The following is a 16,648-nucleotide window of genomic DNA, read 5'->3' as shown; positions in this document are numbered from 1 at the left end:
CCCTTACCCGTAAACTCTTATTGGACGCATCCGACGCACACCGCGCTCAGAGATTCGCCATATTGCAGACGATGTCGCGCGCCTCTTCCACTTCCGAGGCGAGGACGCGTATCTCGAAGTTTGCCTTGCGCTGGCTGCCGACGGATTTCCGATCCGTCAATATGCCTTCCGCCTCCAGCCTTTCGCAGATCTTCTCCGCCTGCCCCTTCGTTGCAGCCACAAAGATCGATGTCCACATGAAAATTTCCTCCTTCGGCGCTATCTCTGCAGCACCGAGTTTTTGCCGAGCAAGGCCTCGATTTCCTGCACGACGGCGGGAGATGCGTCGAGCCAATACTGCGGCTCCAACTTCTGCCAACGTCCCTTCCGATTCAAAAAGACGACATGGTCGCCCCTGTGCGCCGCAAAAATGCCGTAGAGTGCATCGAGCGCAGCCGCTTCCTCGTGCTCTGCGGCAAGCGTGATGTAATAATCCTGCCGATAATCGTCGAGCGCAGTAATCGTGTCGGCAAGCACCTTGACGCCGTCGTCCGTGAAATTCACGCGCCCCTGCACAACGATTGCCGCATCGGGAACAAGGAGGTTCACATGCGGGTAGAAGACCGCTGGGAAGACGACAACTTCGACGGAATGCGTATAGTCCTCCAAATCCAAGAAGCACATCGTGTCGCCCTTTTTCGTCGCGATCCGCTTCGCCGAGGAGACGAGGCCGCCGATGCGTACGAGCTGGCGCTCCTTCTTCTTGCCGTCCAGAATATCCCGGATGGGCACGAGATTTTTGATCTTCTTCGCGTGGCGATCGAGCGGATGTCCCGTGATGAAAAAGCCTGTGTTCTCCTTCTCCCACGCGAGCCGCTGCACGGCGTCTGCCTCAGCGATGTCGGGAAGCGCGACGCCCTCGGTCTCCTGCATCGCCGCCTCGCCAAAGAGGCCGATCTGCCCGCTCGCTGCATCCGCGTGCTTTCTTGATGCGACGTCGATGACGCGCTCCAAGACGGCAAGAAGCTGCGAGCGGTATGCGCCGAGCGAGTCGAACGCACCGCATTTGATGAGACTTTCAAGCACGCGCTTGTTTGCCGTGCGCATATCGACGCGCGTGCAGAAGTCCAGGAGCGACGTGAAAGCGCCGCCTTCCTCGCGCACGGCGGCGAGACTCTTGATCGCCGCCTCGCCGACATTTCGCACGGCGGCGAGACCAAAACGGATGGCCGTGCCGTCGACGCTGAAATTCGCCTCGCTCGCGTTGACGTCGGGCGGCAGGATCTTAATGCCCATGCGGCGACAAAGCTCAATGTAGACGCCGACCTTGTCGTTCGTGTCCATGATGCTCGTGAGCATCGCCGCCATGAACTCCTGCGGATAATGCGCCTTCAAGTACGCCGTCTGCCACGCCACGAGCGCGTACGCCGCGCTGTGTGACTTGTTGAAGCCGTAGTCAGCGAAATGCGTCAGAAGATCGAAGATCTTTTCCGCCAAAGCGTCATCAATGCCGTTCTCCCGCGTTCCCTTCATGTACGTCTCGCGCTGCGACACCAGGACTTCATGCTTCTTCTTGCCCATGGCGCGGCGCAGGATGTCCGCCTGCCCGAGCGTGAAGTTCGCGAGCACCTGCACGACCTGCATGACCTGCTCCTGATAGAGCACGACACCGAACGTCTCCTTAAGGATAGGCTCCAAGAGAGGATGCAGGTAGGTCACCTTCTTCTTGCCGTGCCTGCCCGCGATGAAATCCGTCACCATGCCACTGCCCAAGGGACCCGGTCGGTAGAGCGCGACCGTCGGGATGAGGTCTTGGAAGTTTTTCGGCTGCAGATCCTTGACGAGATTCGTCATGCCTGCTGATTCCATCTGGAAGACCGCGCCCGTATCGCCGCGGCAGAGCATCTCTGCCGTCTTCTCATCTTCGAGCGGTATCTTGTCGATGTCGATCGTGACGCCGTGGCTCTTCTTGATGTTCTTCAAGGCGTCAGCGATGACCGTGAGCGTGCGCAGGCCAAGGAAGTCCATCTTCAAAAGGCCCAACTCTTCCACGTGATCCTTGTCGTACTCCGTCACAAGCGTGCCGTCGGAGACCTGCACGGGCACATAGTCGGTCAAGGGATTTCGCGCGATCACGACGCCCGCCGCATGGGTCGACGAGTGGCGCGGCAGCCCCTCCAGGTCGCGCGCGAAGTCGATGAGCCTCTTCGTCTCGTCGCTCTCCTCGTAGATGCTGCGAAAATCCTGCGAGTCGGCAAGCGCACGGTCGAGCGTGATGCCGAGTTCCGACGGAACGGCTTTCGCCACGCGGTCGACGCTCGCGTACGTCATTTCGAGCGCACGCCCGACATCGCGAATCGCGCCCTTCGCCGCCATCGTACCGAAGGTGATGATCTGCGCGACATGATCGGCGCCGTAGCGGCGCTTCACATAGTCGATGACCTCCTCACGGCGAATATAGCAGAAGTCGATGTCGATATCAGGCATCGTCACGCGCTCCGGATTCAAAAACCGCTCAAAGAGCAATTCATACTTCAAGGGATCGAGGTTCGTGATGCCCAGGAGATAGGCGACGATGCTGCCCGCCGCCGAGCCGCGCCCCGGACCAACGGCGATGCCCTCGCCGCGCGCATACTTGATGAAATCCCAGACGATGAGAAAGTAGCTGTCATAGCCCATGCGGTGAATGATGGAAAGCTCGTAGTCGAGCCTTTCGCGCACGGCTGGCGTGATCTTTTCGTAGCGAAGGGGCAGATTCTCCTCGCAGAGCTGCTTTAAGTAGGCCTCGTCCGTCATTCCCTCCGGCAGCGGAAAATTCGGCAGATGAAGATGCCCGAACTCGAAGTCGACCTTGCATCGCTCGGCGATCTTCTGCGTATTGGTGAGCGCCTCTGGGTGATCGTGGAAAAGCTCCTGCATCTCCTCGGGCGAACGCATGTAGAACTCCCCTTCAGCATAGCGCATGCGCGTCGGATCATGGACGCCCTTGCCCGTCTGAATCGCGAGCAGGACATCGTGCGCCTCCGTGTCCTCTTTATGCACATAGTGGATGTCGTTCGTCGCCACGAGTCCGACGCCGAACTTCTCCGCCAGCTCGATGACACCTGCGAACGCCGTCTTTTCATCGGGGATTCCATGGTCTTGAATCTCAAGGAAGAAATTCTCTCGTCCAAAGATGTCGATATACTCCTCGACGAGCTTTTTCGCGCGCTCGCGCTCGCCACGCAGGATCGCCTGCGGAATCTCTCCCGCGACGCAGGCGCTGAGGCAAATGAGACCCTTATGATACTTGCGCAGGATGTCCTTGTCGACACGCGGCTTGTAGTACATGCCCTCCGTATTGGCGAGCGAGACGAGTTTCACGAGGCTTCGATATCCCTCATCATTCTCCGCAAGAAGAATCAGATGATAATAGCGCGTGCCGCGCACCTCGGTGCGGTCAAAGCGCGACTCAGGTGCAAGATACGCCTCACAGCCGATGATCGGACGAATTCCCTGCTTCTTTGCTTCCTTATAGAAGTCAATGACACCGTACATCGCCCCGTGATCGGTGATCGCGACGGAATCCATGCCAAGCTCCTTCGTGCGTGCGATAAGCTCGGGAATGCGGCTCGCGCCGTCGAGAAGGCTGTAGCATGTATGAACGTGCAAATGTGCAAAGGGAATCTTCGTCATGGCAGCCTCCTCTATCACTCTTTTATGTTTCGCTTCCTCCTATTATAAAGGAAAACGAGCAAACCTTCAACGATTCTTCATATACGCTTCGGCAACAGAGAGAACATATTCCTGCAGCGCGATACCGACAGCGAGATCCCAATCAACGTCGCCCGCAAAGACCGTATTGGAAACGACGCGGATCGTAAGGAACGGCACATCGTACGTCTGGCAAATTTGCGCGACGGCGTCACCCTCCATCTCCTCAACCACAGTGCCGTAGAAATCATGCAGGAAGAGCACGCGGTCGACTTGGCAGTTCCAGCTATCCGCCGTACCGATGACGCCCTCCGTCACGCTTCCCTTCTTGTAGGAGTTCTTGAGCACGAGCGCCGTCCGAAAGAGATCCTCGTCTGCTCTGTGAAAGACCTCCTGCGTGAAGCGACGCGCTTCCTTGTCGTAGGCAAAGACGCCGAGCTTGTCGAGTGCCTCTTCATCGACACCCTCACCGCGTGCGCGAAAGTGCGATTTCCATGCCGATATATTGACCGTCTCTCTGCCTATGACAATATCGAAATTCTTTAGAACCGGATCATGCGCTCCCGCCGTCCCCTGATTGATGACGGCGCAGGGGTGAAAGAACTCCATGGCAAGCGCCGTCGTCGCCGCCGCATTCGCCAAACCCCACTGCGTGCGCGAAACGGCGAGAGGCACGCCATGATAAGTGCCCGAGGCGAAGTACCACTCGCCGAGCCGGTATTCTTCCAGAGCGTCGAGCTGCTCGACTATATGGCTCGTCTCCACCCTCATCGCACCTTGAATGAGCAAGGGCGGCTCCCCCTTGTATGTCTTGCCCGACCGATCTGACAATCCTCCTACCATCCTCTTCCCCCCGTAAAATTCTCTCAAATTCTGCAAATGCGAAACAGTATACGCCTCTAACTTTACATTGTCAACTAAATCCTCTATAATGGAAATGATCAACTTTTTGACTTTACCGCAAAGGAGCGATTCCCTCTTGAAGATCATCGCACGGCATCTCACGGCCGACTTATACAACTGTAAAGAAAACAAGCTGCTCGACATGGAGATGACCGTCGCCTCCTTGAGGCGTCTCACCGAGGAAGCGGGCCTTCACATTCTGCAGGTCGACACGCAGGTGATTGAAAAGGGTCATTTCGTCGTCCTCCTCGCCCTCAAGGAGGGACATCTCGCACTGCACACCTACACGGAACTCCGCTACGCGGCGGGCGATATCTTCCTCTGTGACGCGAATGCCGAGCCTGAAACGCTCTTCAAAGGGCTTAGGAGTTTCTTCAAACCTGAAAAGATTCGCACGACCTTCCTCAAGCGCGGCGACTTCGGCAAGGCCAAGGACATGAAGCCAAAGATCAAGTCGCGCGTCGCGCCGCTTCGGCGCATCCACAACACAGGCGCAAAGGTCATCCGACTTCTCGCGCGTCGCAACCGCAAGAAGAACTTTTGAAAAAAGGCTGCCATCGGCAGCCTTTTCTATTTCACCTTCACTTATAGGCGGGAAGATCCGGCTCAATCGCCGTCGCCGCTTTGTAGTCGCTCTCAGACTCCACCGCCTTACCCGACAAACGATACAGATAACCGCGGCGATAATAGAATTTGGCATTGCCCGGCTCCAACCGAAGCGCCGCCGTATAGTCGTCGATGGCCTTCGCCTTCTCGCCCATATTCTCCAATACACCCGCGCGATTACCAAAGAATGCGGCATTCTTCGGTTCGAGATCGATTGCTGTATCAAGATCGGCGAGCGCCCCGTGAACATCATTGAGCTGGATCTTTTCAATCGCACGCAAGTTGAGAAGATCCGCATTCTTCGGCTCGATTGCCAGCGCCCTCTCAATGTCGAGAAGCGCCTCTTCGTTCCGATCCATCAAACGATAGGAAATCGATCGCTCGATGTAGATGGGAAGTACATCCGACGTATGCTCCAATGCATGCGTATAATCGGCGATGGCTTCATTGAGCTGACCGAGCGCACGATAACTTCCCGCACGATTAAAATAAATGAGCGACGCCTGATCGGCGGGCACGCCTTCCAAAAGATGCGTGAAATCTGCAATCGCCTCTTCGTGCTTGCCCAAACGCTCAAGGCAAACGCCACGCCGGCTCAAGGCTGGAACATTTTCCTTTTCGAGCGTCAATGCCGTCGTATAATCGTCCACGGCAGAAGCAAAATCCTGCTTCTGTTCCTTCGCCAAGCCGCGCTCAATATAGGCGCGCAGTTTGAGAGCGTCATCGGCTTTTTCGAGCACATGCGTATAGCCATCTATGGCATCATCGAAGCGCCCCAGACGATAGAGCAAGGAAGCGCGATACATCTGCGCCCCCATATCGTCCGGTTGTAAGGCAACGGCTCGATCCATGTGCGCGAACGCCGTGCCGCTGTCATTTTGGGCAAGCGCAGTCAATCCCATCTCGAATTCAATAAGCGCATTCTGAGGATCGAAGGACTGCGCCGTGAGAAAATCTTTCTGCGCATCCCCATAGCGCTTCATATCGCGCAAGACGATGCCACGATTGACAAAAGCCGTCGGATTTTCTCCATTGATTGCAATCGCCTTGCTGAATTCTCTGTAGGCAGCATCGAGATCGCGCTTTTGGTAGCTGGCAATGCCGCTCTGAATTGCGGCGAAGTCCGGCGACTGTCCGGCAACTTCCCCCTGCCCTTTCGGAAGTTCCTGCGCCATCTTGCCCGCATCCGGCTTCGGCAGCATCTGCATCGGCTTTGCTGCATCGCGCGAAGCAGCAGCATTGGACGCAGGCTTTTGCTCACGGCGATCCTCACGCACAGATTCTCGCTTTTGCTCGTGCGTTTTCTTCGGCTGCGTTTCCTGCACCTGCTTCTGCTCTTCCCTCTGCTCCGCTTTCGGCTTCTGCGGTTCGACAGGCGCTGCTGGCGTGAACGTCCCCAGGGTACGCGCGAGCGCATCGTCCACTGCAGAAGCCGCAGCCGGCAAACAGCCGCACCAAGCGGCAGAACCCACAAGAATAGCAGCCAAAGCTGCCGTCTTCATCCCTTTTTTCACAAAATCACCTCATTATATTCAATGGACAAGCTGCAGCAAAACGAAGATGACAAGCCCCAGACCCGCGCCGACGATGGATCCATTCATGCGAATCCACAGGAGATCAGGCTCCACCTTGTCGTAGACGAGATGGTTGAGCTGCTCGTCCGTCAGACGCGCGAGCACGTCGTGCACGATGACGGCGACGAGATCCTGCGCGGCGAGCGCCGAACGCGCCGCGAGATCGTAGAGCAGCCGGTCGATCGCACGCTGCATCTTCTCATCCTTGCCGACGAGCGCAAGCGCACGCCGCAGCTCTTCTACGAGGACGGCAGAAAATTTCTCACGCAAAAGAGGAAGTACTGTGTCGAATCTATGCCTGCCCCGCGCCAAGAAGAAATGCTTCTGCACGAACGCCAAACTTCGCTCGATCGCTTCCTCAAGCGGCAGCCCTCTGAGCATGGCGTCGCGCAGTTCCAGCGAGAAGGAACGAAACTCCTCGTCGGCACAAAGCTCCTCCGCCTTCTCATAGCATACTGCAAGAAATTCCCTCTGCAGCGCTGAATCCTTTTCGGCCAATTCCGTCAGTACGGTCAAGGCCTGATGACGCACGAGGTGAGCGAGATCGGCGAAGTTCACGACGTCCGCGATCTGCCCGATGCCGAGCAGGAACTTGTCCCAAGTGCTCCTGGCATTTTCCTTCGCATAGTTGAAGAGCAGATCCTCGACCTTTCGGGAAAACTCCGGGGCAGCAGCCTTCTCAGCGAGAAACTGCGCCGCCCGCGCGACGAGCACATGGTCGCGCTCGTCATCGCGCATCCAGCGTCCGATCAAAGAAAAAATTTCTTCGGGACGCGACCGCTTCAGTTCGCTGCGCATCTCGGCCGCAAAGGCATTCGCCTGCTTCTCGCGATCGATGTGCATGGCGAAACTGCGCACATAGTGCAGGAACTGCGCGACGAGCTTTTCCTGCACATCCTCTCGCCGAAGAAACTCAAGCAAGCGAGCGACGAGGTCGATGTGCTGCAAGGCTTGGAAAATCTTGCGGCGTGAAAAGAACTCCTTCTGCACGAGCGTGACCGACGCTTCGATGAAGGACTCGCGGCGGCGCGGCAAAAGCGCCGTATGCCATGGGAAGCCCAACGGCTTCTTGAAGAGCGCCGTCACGGCGAACCAATCGGCAATGCCGCCGACGAGCGCAGCGTCGGCACAGGCGAGAAAGCCGCGTGCCAGGAGACTCTTCGGATATGCGATGACCAACGCGAGCGCCAAGAAGAATACGACAGCGGCAAAGAGCAGCGTCTTGTCCGCCTTGTTCCACGAACGCCAAAACATCAGCCCACCGCCTTTTCCACAAAGTATGCGATGAGGAAAAGCGCCATGCCCGCCATCGCTCCAACGACGGAACCATTGATGCGAATCATCTGCAGATCGTCATCGACGCGGCTCTCTACGAAGGCGATGAGCTCGTCATCGGAGAAATCCTCCAGCCGCGCCTTGACCATCTGCGTGATAAAGGCGTGATGATCGTTCAGCTCCGCTTCAAGAAGATTCTTGAACATGGCATCCGCACGCCTCTGCAGACTCTTCCTCTTGATAAACTCGTCAATCTTGCCATCTACAAGAAGAAAGAACGGTTCGCGCCAAAAGGGCGTCTCCCCCTTGGCGTTGCGCTCCAGCCAAAGGGCGAACTGCTCCGAAAGATCGATCCGTTCGAAGGACGTTTCCTTCCACTTTGCAATCGCCTGTTTCAGCGAATCGTTTTTGCCGAGGGAATGCAGCAGTGAACGGAATTCTGCTGCAAGGCGCTCATACGCCTCCCCCTCGCCCTTGAGCATGGAGCTGATATAGGCGTCCATGTGCCTCACAGCGATTTCCCGCAAGCGCTCATCACTCAAGTCCATCGCCTGAATGACCGTCGCTCGAAGCGACGCCTGTCTTTCATACCGCTCGCGCAGCTCACGAATGTTTTCCAGCAGCACCTCCTGCATCTTCGCGTCATGCAGAGTTCGGCGCACAGCGCGAAGTGCCACATGCAGGATGCGTGCGCTATTCATCTCTTCGGCAAGCATGTCGAAGAACCGCAGCAGGAATTTTTCCAAAGGAAAGCTCTTGAAGCTCTCGCGAATCGCCGGCCAGATGCGCTCGGCTACATGCACTGCATCCATCGTCTCAGCCGCACGCAAAAGCACGGCGAAGGAGATGTCCTTGATCCGCTCGCGCCCGCCGCGCTCCTCAAGATAGGCGACGAACATCTGCGCCATGTCGATCTTCCTCGCTACAGCCATGATGTTCGCCGCACTCAGAAGATCGTTGGCAGCATAGTCGACGAGTGCCTGCATGATGCGCGTGCGATTCCGGCGCAGGATGTCCGTACGGTAGGATATTCCCAAGGGCTTTCGGAAGATCGCCGTGACAGCGAACCAGTCGGCAAGTCCGCCGACTGTCGATGCGAGAAAAGCCGCCTCCAGAAGATCCCAGAGGAACCCGCTACCGACCATAGGCAGGACGGCGAGCGTGCCGATGACGCTGACAGAAAGCGCGAGCGTCGCTTTATACTTTTTCTGCAAGACCATATCGCTCACCGAAACCGTCAGCGCCGCTCAGCATCATTCGCTGGAGCAGAGTCGCGATGCGGATTCCGCTCCTTGGCGACGGCCAGCATCAACTTGATGCGGTTGAGCTGATTGACCTCCGAAGAGCCGGGATCACAGTCAATCGCCACGATGTTCGCCCCTTTGTAATCACTTCGGAGACTGTGAATGACGCCCTTGCCCGTGATGTGGTTCGGCAGGCAGCCGAAGGGCTGCAGGCAGACGACATTCGGCACGCCCTCATGGATGAGCTTGACCATCTCGCCCGTGAGGAACCAGCCCTCGCCCGCCATATTGCCGAGCGACACATGCTTCTTCGCGAGACGTGCCGTTTCGCTGATCTTGTACGGCGGCGTGAAGCGACGACTCTTCTTCAGCGCCTTTCGCATAGGGCGGCGAAAGAACTCGACGAGGCTGATGAACATCTGCGCAAACATCTTGTCCTTGAGCCTGCCCGCAAAAAGCTCGCGCTCGACGATGGAATCGTACGCCATGTAGAGGAAGAAGTCCGCAAAGTCCGGCATGACGACCTCGGCGCCCTCCTCGATCAAGACCTCCTCGATGTGGTTGTTCGCCACGGGATGATACTTGACGAGAATCTCACCGACAATGCCGACTTTCGGCTTCCAGATCCCCTCGACGAGCGGCAGAGCATCAAACTCCTGCACCATGCGCCTGACCGTGTCCGCATACTTGAAATAACTTCCATCCATAAGCTCGGCAAGGCATTTTTCATGCCACTTTTCATACAGCCGTTCCGCCGCTCCCCGCTCCTTCTCGTACGGCAGTGTCGCATTTCTCAGCTTTTGCAGCAGGTCGCCGTAAAGGAACGCCTTGATCGCATCGACAAAGCAGCTTCGGTCGAGGGCGAACGCATCCGTTTCGAGTCCCCAGCACGCGAATACAGGCACCTGCGGATAGCCCGCATACTTCAGCGCCTGGCGCATCAGTGCCATATAGTTCGTCGCACGGCACGGTCCACACGTCTGAAACAGCAGGATCGACGTGTGATCGGGATCGTACTCGCCCGATTTCAGCGCAGCGAGCAGCTGGCCGATGACGACGATGGCGGGATAGCACATGTCGTTGTTCACATAGCGCAGCCCGAGATCGATCGCCGCCTTGTCCGGCAGAGCCGGCACGACAACCTTATAGCCATGCTTTTCGAGCACGGGACGCACGAGGCTGAAATGAATCGGTGCAAGCTGCGGCGCGAGAATCGTATGCGTGCGGCGGCACTCCTCCGTGAAGCGCGGACGCGCCTCGGCGGCCGTTGGCTGAAACGGCGTCTTCCTGCGGCGTGCGAGAGCCGCGATCAAAGAGCGCAGGCGTATGCGAGCCGCACCGAGGTTGCTGACCTCGTCGAGCTTGATCATCGTGTAGATATGATGATGGCTTTCCAGAATCGACTTGACCTGCCCCGTCGTCACGGCATCGAGTCCGCAGCCGAAGGAACTGAGCTGGATGAGCGTCAAGTTTTCGTGCTCAGCGACGAAATGCGCCGCATGGTAAAGGCGTGCATGATAGCTCCATTGATTGACGATGTTGAGTCCCGCACCCTTGACCGGCAGATGATAGACGGCGTCTTCCGACAAGATGGCAAGACCGTAGGAAGCGATCATGTCGGATATGCCATGATGAATCTCAGGATCGATGTGGTACGGCCTGCCGACGAGCATGACGGCAGGCTGCTTCGTGCGCTCGATCTCGCGCAGGATGCTCACGCCGTAATCACGCACGTCCTGCTTGTAGTTCTCAAGTTCCGCGTAGGCAGCGAGTGCCGCCTCCTTGATCTCGCCCTTGGAAAGACCTTCGGAAGCGCCGAGTTCCTCAAAAAGGCGTTCAACCATGCGCTTCTTGTCGTCAAGCGGCAAAAAAGGCTGCAGAAACTCGATGTTCTTTTCGCGCAGCACGTCCATATTGGCGCGGATATTCTCTGCATAGGATGCAACGACCGGGCAATTGTAGTGATTGTCGCCCGGATGCTGCTCGTCGATGACATTGAAAGGGATGCACGGATAAAAAATCTTTTGGACGCCCTTTTCCACAAGATCCATGATATGCCCGTGCACGAGCTTCGCCGGATAGCAGAGGGAATCCGACGGCACCGTCGCCATGCCCTTGTAGTAGAGCGCCGCCGACGACTTGTCCGACAGCACGACCTCGTAGCCAAGCTGCGTGAAGAATGTAAACCAGAAAGGATAGTCCTCGTACATGTTGAGTCCGCGCGGCAATCCGATTGCACCGCGCGGCGCGGCGGCGCCCGTCAGCGGCTTGTAGTAGGCGAAGAGGCGCTTGTACTTGTAATCGTAGATGTTCGCCGTCTCCCGATTCTCGCGCTTCGCCTTGCCAATGCCGCGCTCACAGCGGTTGCCCGTGAAGTACTTGCTGCCGTCGCTGAACTTCTGCATGGTGATCAGGCATTGATTGCCGCAATGCCTGCAACGGTACGAACTCGTCGATACAGAAAAGTCTTCCAGCGCATCGGCAGCGAGTATCGAAGAGCGCTCAAGCCCCTCCTCCTGTGCGAGAATAGCCGCGCCATACGCGCCCATGAGGCCCGATATATCGGGGCGCACGACATCGCGCTCGATGAGCTTTTCCATCGAGCACAGGACAGCATCGTTGTAGAACGTGCCGCCCTGCACAACGATATGCTCGCCAAGCTCCTTGACATCCTTGAGCTGCATGACCTTAAAGAGCGCATTCTTGATGACGGAAAAAGCGATGCCTGCCGATATGTCGCTGACCGCCGCGCCGTCCTTCTGCGCCTGCTTGACCTTGGAATTCATGAAGACCGTGCAGCGCGTACCGAGATCGACGGGCGCTTTCGACTCCATCGCCATGGCAGCGAACTCCCCCGCCGTCATGTTGAGGCCTTGCGCAAAATTCTCGATGAAGGAGCCGCATCCCGCCGAACAGGCCTCGTTGAGCGTGATGTTGCCAATGCTGCCGTCCTTGACGAAGAAGCATTTCATGTCTTGCCCGCCAATGTCCATGACGAACGTGACCTCGGGGCAGAACTCCTGTGCCGCACGCAAATGGGCGAACGTCTCGACCTCGCCCGCATCCGCGTGAATCGCCGCCTTGACGATCGCTTCACCATACCCCGTCGTAAGTGCGCCCGCGATGTACGTCCTTTCGTTCATCGCGGCGTAAAGCCCCTTCAGTTCACGAATGACCGTATGAAGCGGCGACCCTTGGTTGCTGCCGTACGACGTGTAGAGAAGTTCACGCTTCGTACCGATCGCCGCGAGCTTCGTCGTCGTCGATCCGGCGTCGATTCCAATGTAGATTGGCCCTTCATACGCGGCGAGATCGCCGCGCCGCACCTTCGCACGGTCATGGCGCTCCTTGAACGCCGCATAGTCCGCTGCATTGGAAAAGAGCGTGAAGTCCGCCTGCCGCGTCTCCTTCGCCGCCACGTCTCGCGCCTTCTCCATGCTCTCTTCCAGACGCGCCATATCGACGACCTCAGTCTCCTCCGAGAGTGCCGCACCGAGCGCGACGAAAAAATTTCCGTCGGGCGCATCGACGACGTTCTCGGGTGCAAGCTGCAGCGTCTCGATGAAGCGTTGCCTGAGCGCAGGAAGGAAGTGCAGCGGCCCGCCAAGAAACGCGACCTTGCCCGCAATCGGGCGACCTTGCGCGAGATTGCTGATCGTCTGATTGACGACAGCCTGAAAAACGGAAAGGGCAATATCCGCCTTTTCCGCACCGTCGTTCATCAGAGCCTGGATGTCTGTCTTGGCAAAGACGCCGCAGCGAGAAGCAATCGTATAGATCTGCTTCCCCTTCTCCGCGAGTGCATTGAGTCCTGCCGCATCCGTCGAAAGAAGCGACGCCATGTGATCGATGAAAGAACCCGTGCCGCCCGCACAGACGCCGTTCATGCGCTGTTCGGGTGCATCGCCGAAGTACGTCACCTTGGCGTCCTCGCCGCCAAGCTCAACAACTGTATCCGTCTCGGGAATCAGCGACCTTACAGCTGAAGCGCACGCGATGACCTCCTGCACGAAAGGCAGCCCGATATGTTGTGCGACGCCCATGCCCGCCGATCCGGTCAGCGCAAAAGAAAACTTCTCACCACCGACGATCTTCTTAAGGCTTTCCAGATTCTCGCAGAGGGAAGTACCGATCTCGGAAAAATGGCGTGCGTAGTTTTTGTACACGATCTTCTTCTCATGATCAAGGACGACGAGCTTGATCGTCGTCGAGCCGATGTCGATCCCCACATCAAATATAGAATTCATGAACTCACCGCCTAAAATCTAGGATAGTATATGCTGAAAATATCTGACAGAAAAACCTGCCGTAACGTATGATTCAGTCTCAAACTTATTCTTGTATTTTAACGCTTTTTCTCTCTGGATTCAAGGATAATTGTTTCTCAAAAACGCTAAAAACGTACTTAAACAGTTGACGAAAGCTCTTCTCTGGAGTAAGCTAAAAGAATAATCGTTGTTCGTATTCGTCTTAAGGAAAGCTGGTGAGGAAATGGACGGAGATCACCCTAGTTGCACGACAAATAAAAAGAAAACGCTTGGAAGCCTCCTTTTTCTCAAAGCATCCTGCATTTGACCTTGGGGAGCTTCCGCGAAAGGAGACTCCCTGTCTATGCTCAAAATCTTCAAGTCCCTTGAGAGCGGCCCCCTGCAGACTCTGACGCTCAAGACGCTCGAAAAGGGCGCATGGATCAACATCATCGACCCCACGCCTTACGAACTCAAGGTTGTCAGCAACCTCACAGAAGTCGAGCCGGACTTTCTGCGTTCCGCACTCGATGACGAGGAGCGTTCCCATACGGATGTCGAAGACAACTCCGTCATGGTCCTGACCAATGTCCCTGTCATGCGCGGTCAGGACAGCTATGACACGTTGCCGCTCGCCATCATTCTGACGGCGGACTACTTCATCACAGTCTGCTTGGAGGATACGCCTGTCCTATCGGAATTCAACGAGAACACGGCGAAGCTCTTCCGCACGTTCAAGAAGACGCGCTTCCTCTTTCAGATTCTCTACAAGTCGGCGACCTTCTATCTGCGCTATCTCAGGCAGATCAACAAACACTCGGATGAAATCGAGCTGAACCTGCGCCGCTCGATGGAAAACAGCGACATCTTGCGCCTCCTCGAACTGCAGAAAGGCTTGACTTATTTCAGTGCAGCCTTGCGCTCCAACGGCGCTGTTCTCGATAAGCTTCTGCGTTTGCGCTCCAACCAATCCCTGACGCCCATCATCAAGATTTACGAAGAGGACGAGGACCTCTTGGAAGACGTCATCATCGAAAACAAGCAGGCGCGCGAGATGGTTGAGCTTTATAACAAGATCCTCGCGCGCATGTCGGATACCTTTTCTTCCATCATCTCGAACAATCAGAACCTCGTGATGAAATTCCTCGCTGCCATGACGATCATCCTCGCAATCCCGACGGTCATATCGAGCTTCTTCGGCATGAACGTCCCCGTCCCGCTGGCAGACGACTCGACGGCATTTCTCTCCATCGCTATCCTCGCCGCCGTCATCGCCGGAGCGTCATCCTATGTCCTATGGCGCAAGAATATGTTTTGAAGCTACGAATCGGAGGCAAGTATGGCATCCCTCATTGAATCCGAGCTAAAGAGCGGCCTCATCTTCGGTGATGCAGAAAACGCCGAATACATCTACATGCCCGCGAGCGAGATCGGTGTCAAAGATCCTGTCTGCGTCTACGAAAGGGGTGATATGCGGGACGATGTAGACATCAAAGAAGCACTGCGTCTCATAAGAATCCGCAGCCTGCGCCCGAGCACACATCCAAGGCTCGGGAAAAGCTCGTGCTAGAATCGAATTTTATGGACAAGATTCTTGGCAAACTTCGTGCTTTGCGGCATCGCGAGCGGATTTACGGCGTGCACAATCCGCTCACTTATGACTTTCTTCATCACAATCTGCACCACCTCCACGTTCTGCTCTTCCATAGCGCTGATCAACAGGATTTTACACGCGGGGCGATCCCGCGTCAGCTGCTCGTCTTCATGCTGCCGATCCTGCTCTCGCAGCTCTTGCAGCAGTTCTACACGATTGCGGATACTGCCCTCGTCGGACAGGTGCTCGGCGCACAGGCGCTTGCCGCTGTAGGCACGGCGAGCCTCATCCTCTCCGTCATCGTCAATTTCTTCATCGGCTTCTCGGCGGGACTCAGCGTCCTCGTCTCCCACCTCTACGGGGAAAAGGATTATGCGCGTCTCAGCGCACTCGTACAGAGCATCTTCATCACCGTCGCGTTGTTCGCCGCTCTCTTTACGGCGGCCGGCATCGTTCTGACCGAGCAGCTGCTCGCGGCACTCTCCACGCCCGCCGAACTCATCCTGGCAGCGAGCCTCTATCTGCGAACCGTGCTCTACGGTATGCTTGCACAGCTTCTCTACAATACAGCGAGCGCCATCCTGAGAGCGCTCGGCAATACGACGAGCGCTCTTCATTATCTCGCCGCCGCTGTCGTGCTCAACATCGCGCTCGACGTCGTGCTGCTCATCGTCATTCCCTGCGGCATTGCAGGCGCGGCAGCCGCGACCGTCCTCGCGCAGTATGCAGCGGCGCTGCTCGCCCTGTGGAAACTGTTCCATCTCCATGGCACATGGAAACTGCGCTTTAGCCGCCCCTTCTTCGCTTTGGGGCATCTCCTGCCCATCCTCAGCACAAGCATTCCCGCCGGGCTTCAGGCCGTCTTCATGAGCCTTTCCTCCCTCGTCATCCAGACGTACATCAACTCCTTCGGCTATGCGGCGATGGCGGGCATGACCGTCTATGCACGCATCGAGGGCTTCCTCTACTATCCGCTCTTCGCGTTCGGCATAGCGCTCACAAGTTTCATCGGGCAGAACGTCGGTGCACACGACCTTGCGCGCGTGCGTACAGGGCTTCGCATAAGCCTTCGTCTCGCGGCGGGCGGGGCAATGGCGATGGCATTCATCGCAGGTCTTGCTGCGCCCGCGCTCATCGCGCTCTTCACCGACGATCCTGCCGTCGCTGCGAATGCGCTTGACGCCGTTTACTACACATTCCCCTTCTACTGGCTCTACGGCGTCAATCAGATCTACATCGGCGCGATCCGCGGTTTGGGCGACACCCTCTATCCCATGATGACCGCGCTCGCCGCCTACTGCCTCTTTCGCGTCGCATGGTGCTGGGGCTGGGACATGACTGGCATCCACTCCATGCACATCGTCTACAGCGCCTACAGTGTCAGCTTCTTCGTCATGACAGGACTGCTGTGGCTCGGCTGCCGAAGAGCGCTGTGTCGCGTCTCATGAAGAGCACCCGCTGCCTTTCTATCAAAAAGATGTCAAACAGCCCGACGGATTTTCGTCGGGCTGTTTGACATTTTCTTGATTTTCG

General features: G+C 56.9%; 11 protein-coding genes. 4 read left to right on the top strand and 7 right to left on the bottom strand.

The window, feature by feature from the left end:
* Nucleotides 1-46: 46 nt before the first annotated feature.
* The 3 genes from RWS31_RS07565 to RWS31_RS07555 all read right to left on the bottom strand — a co-directional run bounded on the left by RWS31_RS07565 (nt 47) and on the right by RWS31_RS07555 (nt 4,515).
* A complete protein-coding gene (locus tag RWS31_RS07565; protein WP_006192211.1) occupies nt 47-238 on the bottom strand; it encodes a hypothetical protein in 192 nt (63 codons plus the stop codon).
* Nucleotides 239-258: 20 nt separating this feature from the next.
* Nucleotides 259-3,654 (bottom strand): DNA polymerase III subunit alpha, encoded by a 3,396-nt coding sequence (locus RWS31_RS07560; RefSeq protein WP_314597227.1) that lies wholly within the window; start codon nt 3,652-3,654, stop codon nt 259-261.
* Between the two features lie 66 nt (nt 3,655-3,720).
* Nucleotides 3,721-4,515: a 5'-methylthioadenosine/S-adenosylhomocysteine nucleosidase gene (locus RWS31_RS07555; RefSeq protein ID WP_314597226.1), complete on the bottom strand. Its 795-nt coding sequence runs from the start codon at nt 4,513-4,515 to the stop codon at nt 3,721-3,723.
* Between the two features lie 136 nt (nt 4,516-4,651).
* Between RWS31_RS07555 and speD the strand changes: the two genes are divergently transcribed.
* Nucleotides 4,652-5,119: an adenosylmethionine decarboxylase gene (gene speD, locus RWS31_RS07550; RefSeq protein WP_009646234.1), complete on the top strand. Its 468-nt coding sequence runs from the start codon at nt 4,652-4,654 to the stop codon at nt 5,117-5,119.
* Nucleotides 5,120-5,156: 37 nt separating this feature from the next.
* Here speD and RWS31_RS07545 read toward each other — a convergent pair whose 3' ends face one another.
* Genes RWS31_RS07545 through RWS31_RS07530 form a run of 4 tightly spaced genes read right to left on the bottom strand, consistent with a single transcriptional unit; the run spans nt 5,157 to nt 13,521 of the window.
* Complete coding sequence (locus tag RWS31_RS07545; protein WP_314597225.1) at nt 5,157-6,695, bottom strand: tetratricopeptide repeat protein; 1,539 nt, start codon at nt 6,693-6,695, stop codon at nt 5,157-5,159.
* Between the two features lie 18 nt (nt 6,696-6,713).
* Nucleotides 6,714-8,009 (bottom strand): DUF445 family protein, encoded by a 1,296-nt coding sequence (locus RWS31_RS07540; RefSeq protein ID WP_314597224.1) that lies wholly within the window; start codon nt 8,007-8,009, stop codon nt 6,714-6,716.
* Nucleotides 8,009-9,250 carry a DUF445 domain-containing protein gene (locus tag RWS31_RS07535; RefSeq protein ID WP_314597222.1) on the bottom strand — a complete coding sequence of 414 codons (1,242 nt, stop codon included), beginning with the start codon at nt 9,248-9,250 and terminating at the stop codon, nt 8,009-8,011. Before RWS31_RS07535 ends, RWS31_RS07540 begins: the two co-directional genes overlap by 1 nt.
* Nucleotides 9,251-9,267: 17 nt before the next feature.
* Entirely contained in the window at nt 9,268-13,521 is a 4,254-nt protein-coding gene (locus RWS31_RS07530; RefSeq protein WP_314597220.1) for an acyl-CoA dehydratase activase-related protein, read from the bottom strand.
* Nucleotides 13,522-13,885: 364 nt separating this feature from the next.
* Here RWS31_RS07530 and RWS31_RS07525 point away from each other — a divergent pair, with 364 nt between their 5' ends.
* From RWS31_RS07525 to RWS31_RS07515, 3 genes are read left to right on the top strand one after another with little or no spacing between them, the layout of a single operon-like run.
* A complete protein-coding gene (locus RWS31_RS07525; protein ID WP_009646203.1) occupies nt 13,886-14,839 on the top strand; it encodes a magnesium transporter CorA family protein in 954 nt (317 codons plus the stop codon).
* Nucleotides 14,840-14,860: 21 nt separating this feature from the next.
* Entirely contained in the window at nt 14,861-15,091 is a 231-nt protein-coding gene (locus RWS31_RS07520) for a hypothetical protein (protein ID WP_314597219.1), read from the top strand.
* 11 nt (nt 15,092-15,102) lie between these two features.
* On the top strand, nt 15,103-16,563 hold the full coding sequence (locus RWS31_RS07515) for an MATE family efflux transporter (RefSeq protein ID WP_314597217.1): 1,461 nt from the start codon (nt 15,103-15,105) through the stop codon (nt 16,561-16,563).
* Nucleotides 16,564-16,648 lie beyond the last annotated feature (85 nt).

It is taken from the genome of uncultured Selenomonas sp. (assembly GCF_963528755.1).
GTDB lineage: Bacteria > Bacillota > Negativicutes > Selenomonadales > Selenomonadaceae > Selenomonas.
The sequence above is the reverse complement of the archived record's forward strand: the minus strand, read 5'-3'. Positions and strand labels throughout refer to the sequence as shown.

Coding starts and splice junctions, on each gene's coding strand:
- RWS31_RS07565 (WP_006192211.1), bottom strand. CDS start 238: ATGTGGACATCGATCTTTGTGGCTGCAACGAAGGGGCAGGCGGAGAAG.
- RWS31_RS07560 (WP_314597227.1), bottom strand. CDS start 3,654: ATGACGAAGATTCCCTTTGCACATTTGCACGTTCATACATGCTACAGC.
- RWS31_RS07555 (WP_314597226.1), bottom strand. CDS start 4,515: ATGGTAGGAGGATTGTCAGATCGGTCGGGCAAGACATACAAGGGGGAG.
- RWS31_RS07540 (WP_314597224.1), bottom strand. CDS start 8,009: ATGTTTTGGCGTTCGTGGAACAAGGCGGACAAGACGCTGCTCTTTGCC.
- RWS31_RS07535 (WP_314597222.1), bottom strand. CDS start 9,250: ATGGTCTTGCAGAAAAAGTATAAAGCGACGCTCGCGCTTTCTGTCAGC.
- RWS31_RS07530 (WP_314597220.1), bottom strand. CDS start 13,521: ATGAATTCTATATTTGATGTGGGGATCGACATCGGCTCGACGACGATC.
- RWS31_RS07525 (WP_009646203.1), top strand. CDS start 13,886: ATGCTCAAAATCTTCAAGTCCCTTGAGAGCGGCCCCCTGCAGACTCTG.
- RWS31_RS07520 (WP_314597219.1), top strand. CDS start 14,861: ATGGCATCCCTCATTGAATCCGAGCTAAAGAGCGGCCTCATCTTCGGT.
- RWS31_RS07515 (WP_314597217.1), top strand. CDS start 15,103: ATGGACAAGATTCTTGGCAAACTTCGTGCTTTGCGGCATCGCGAGCGG.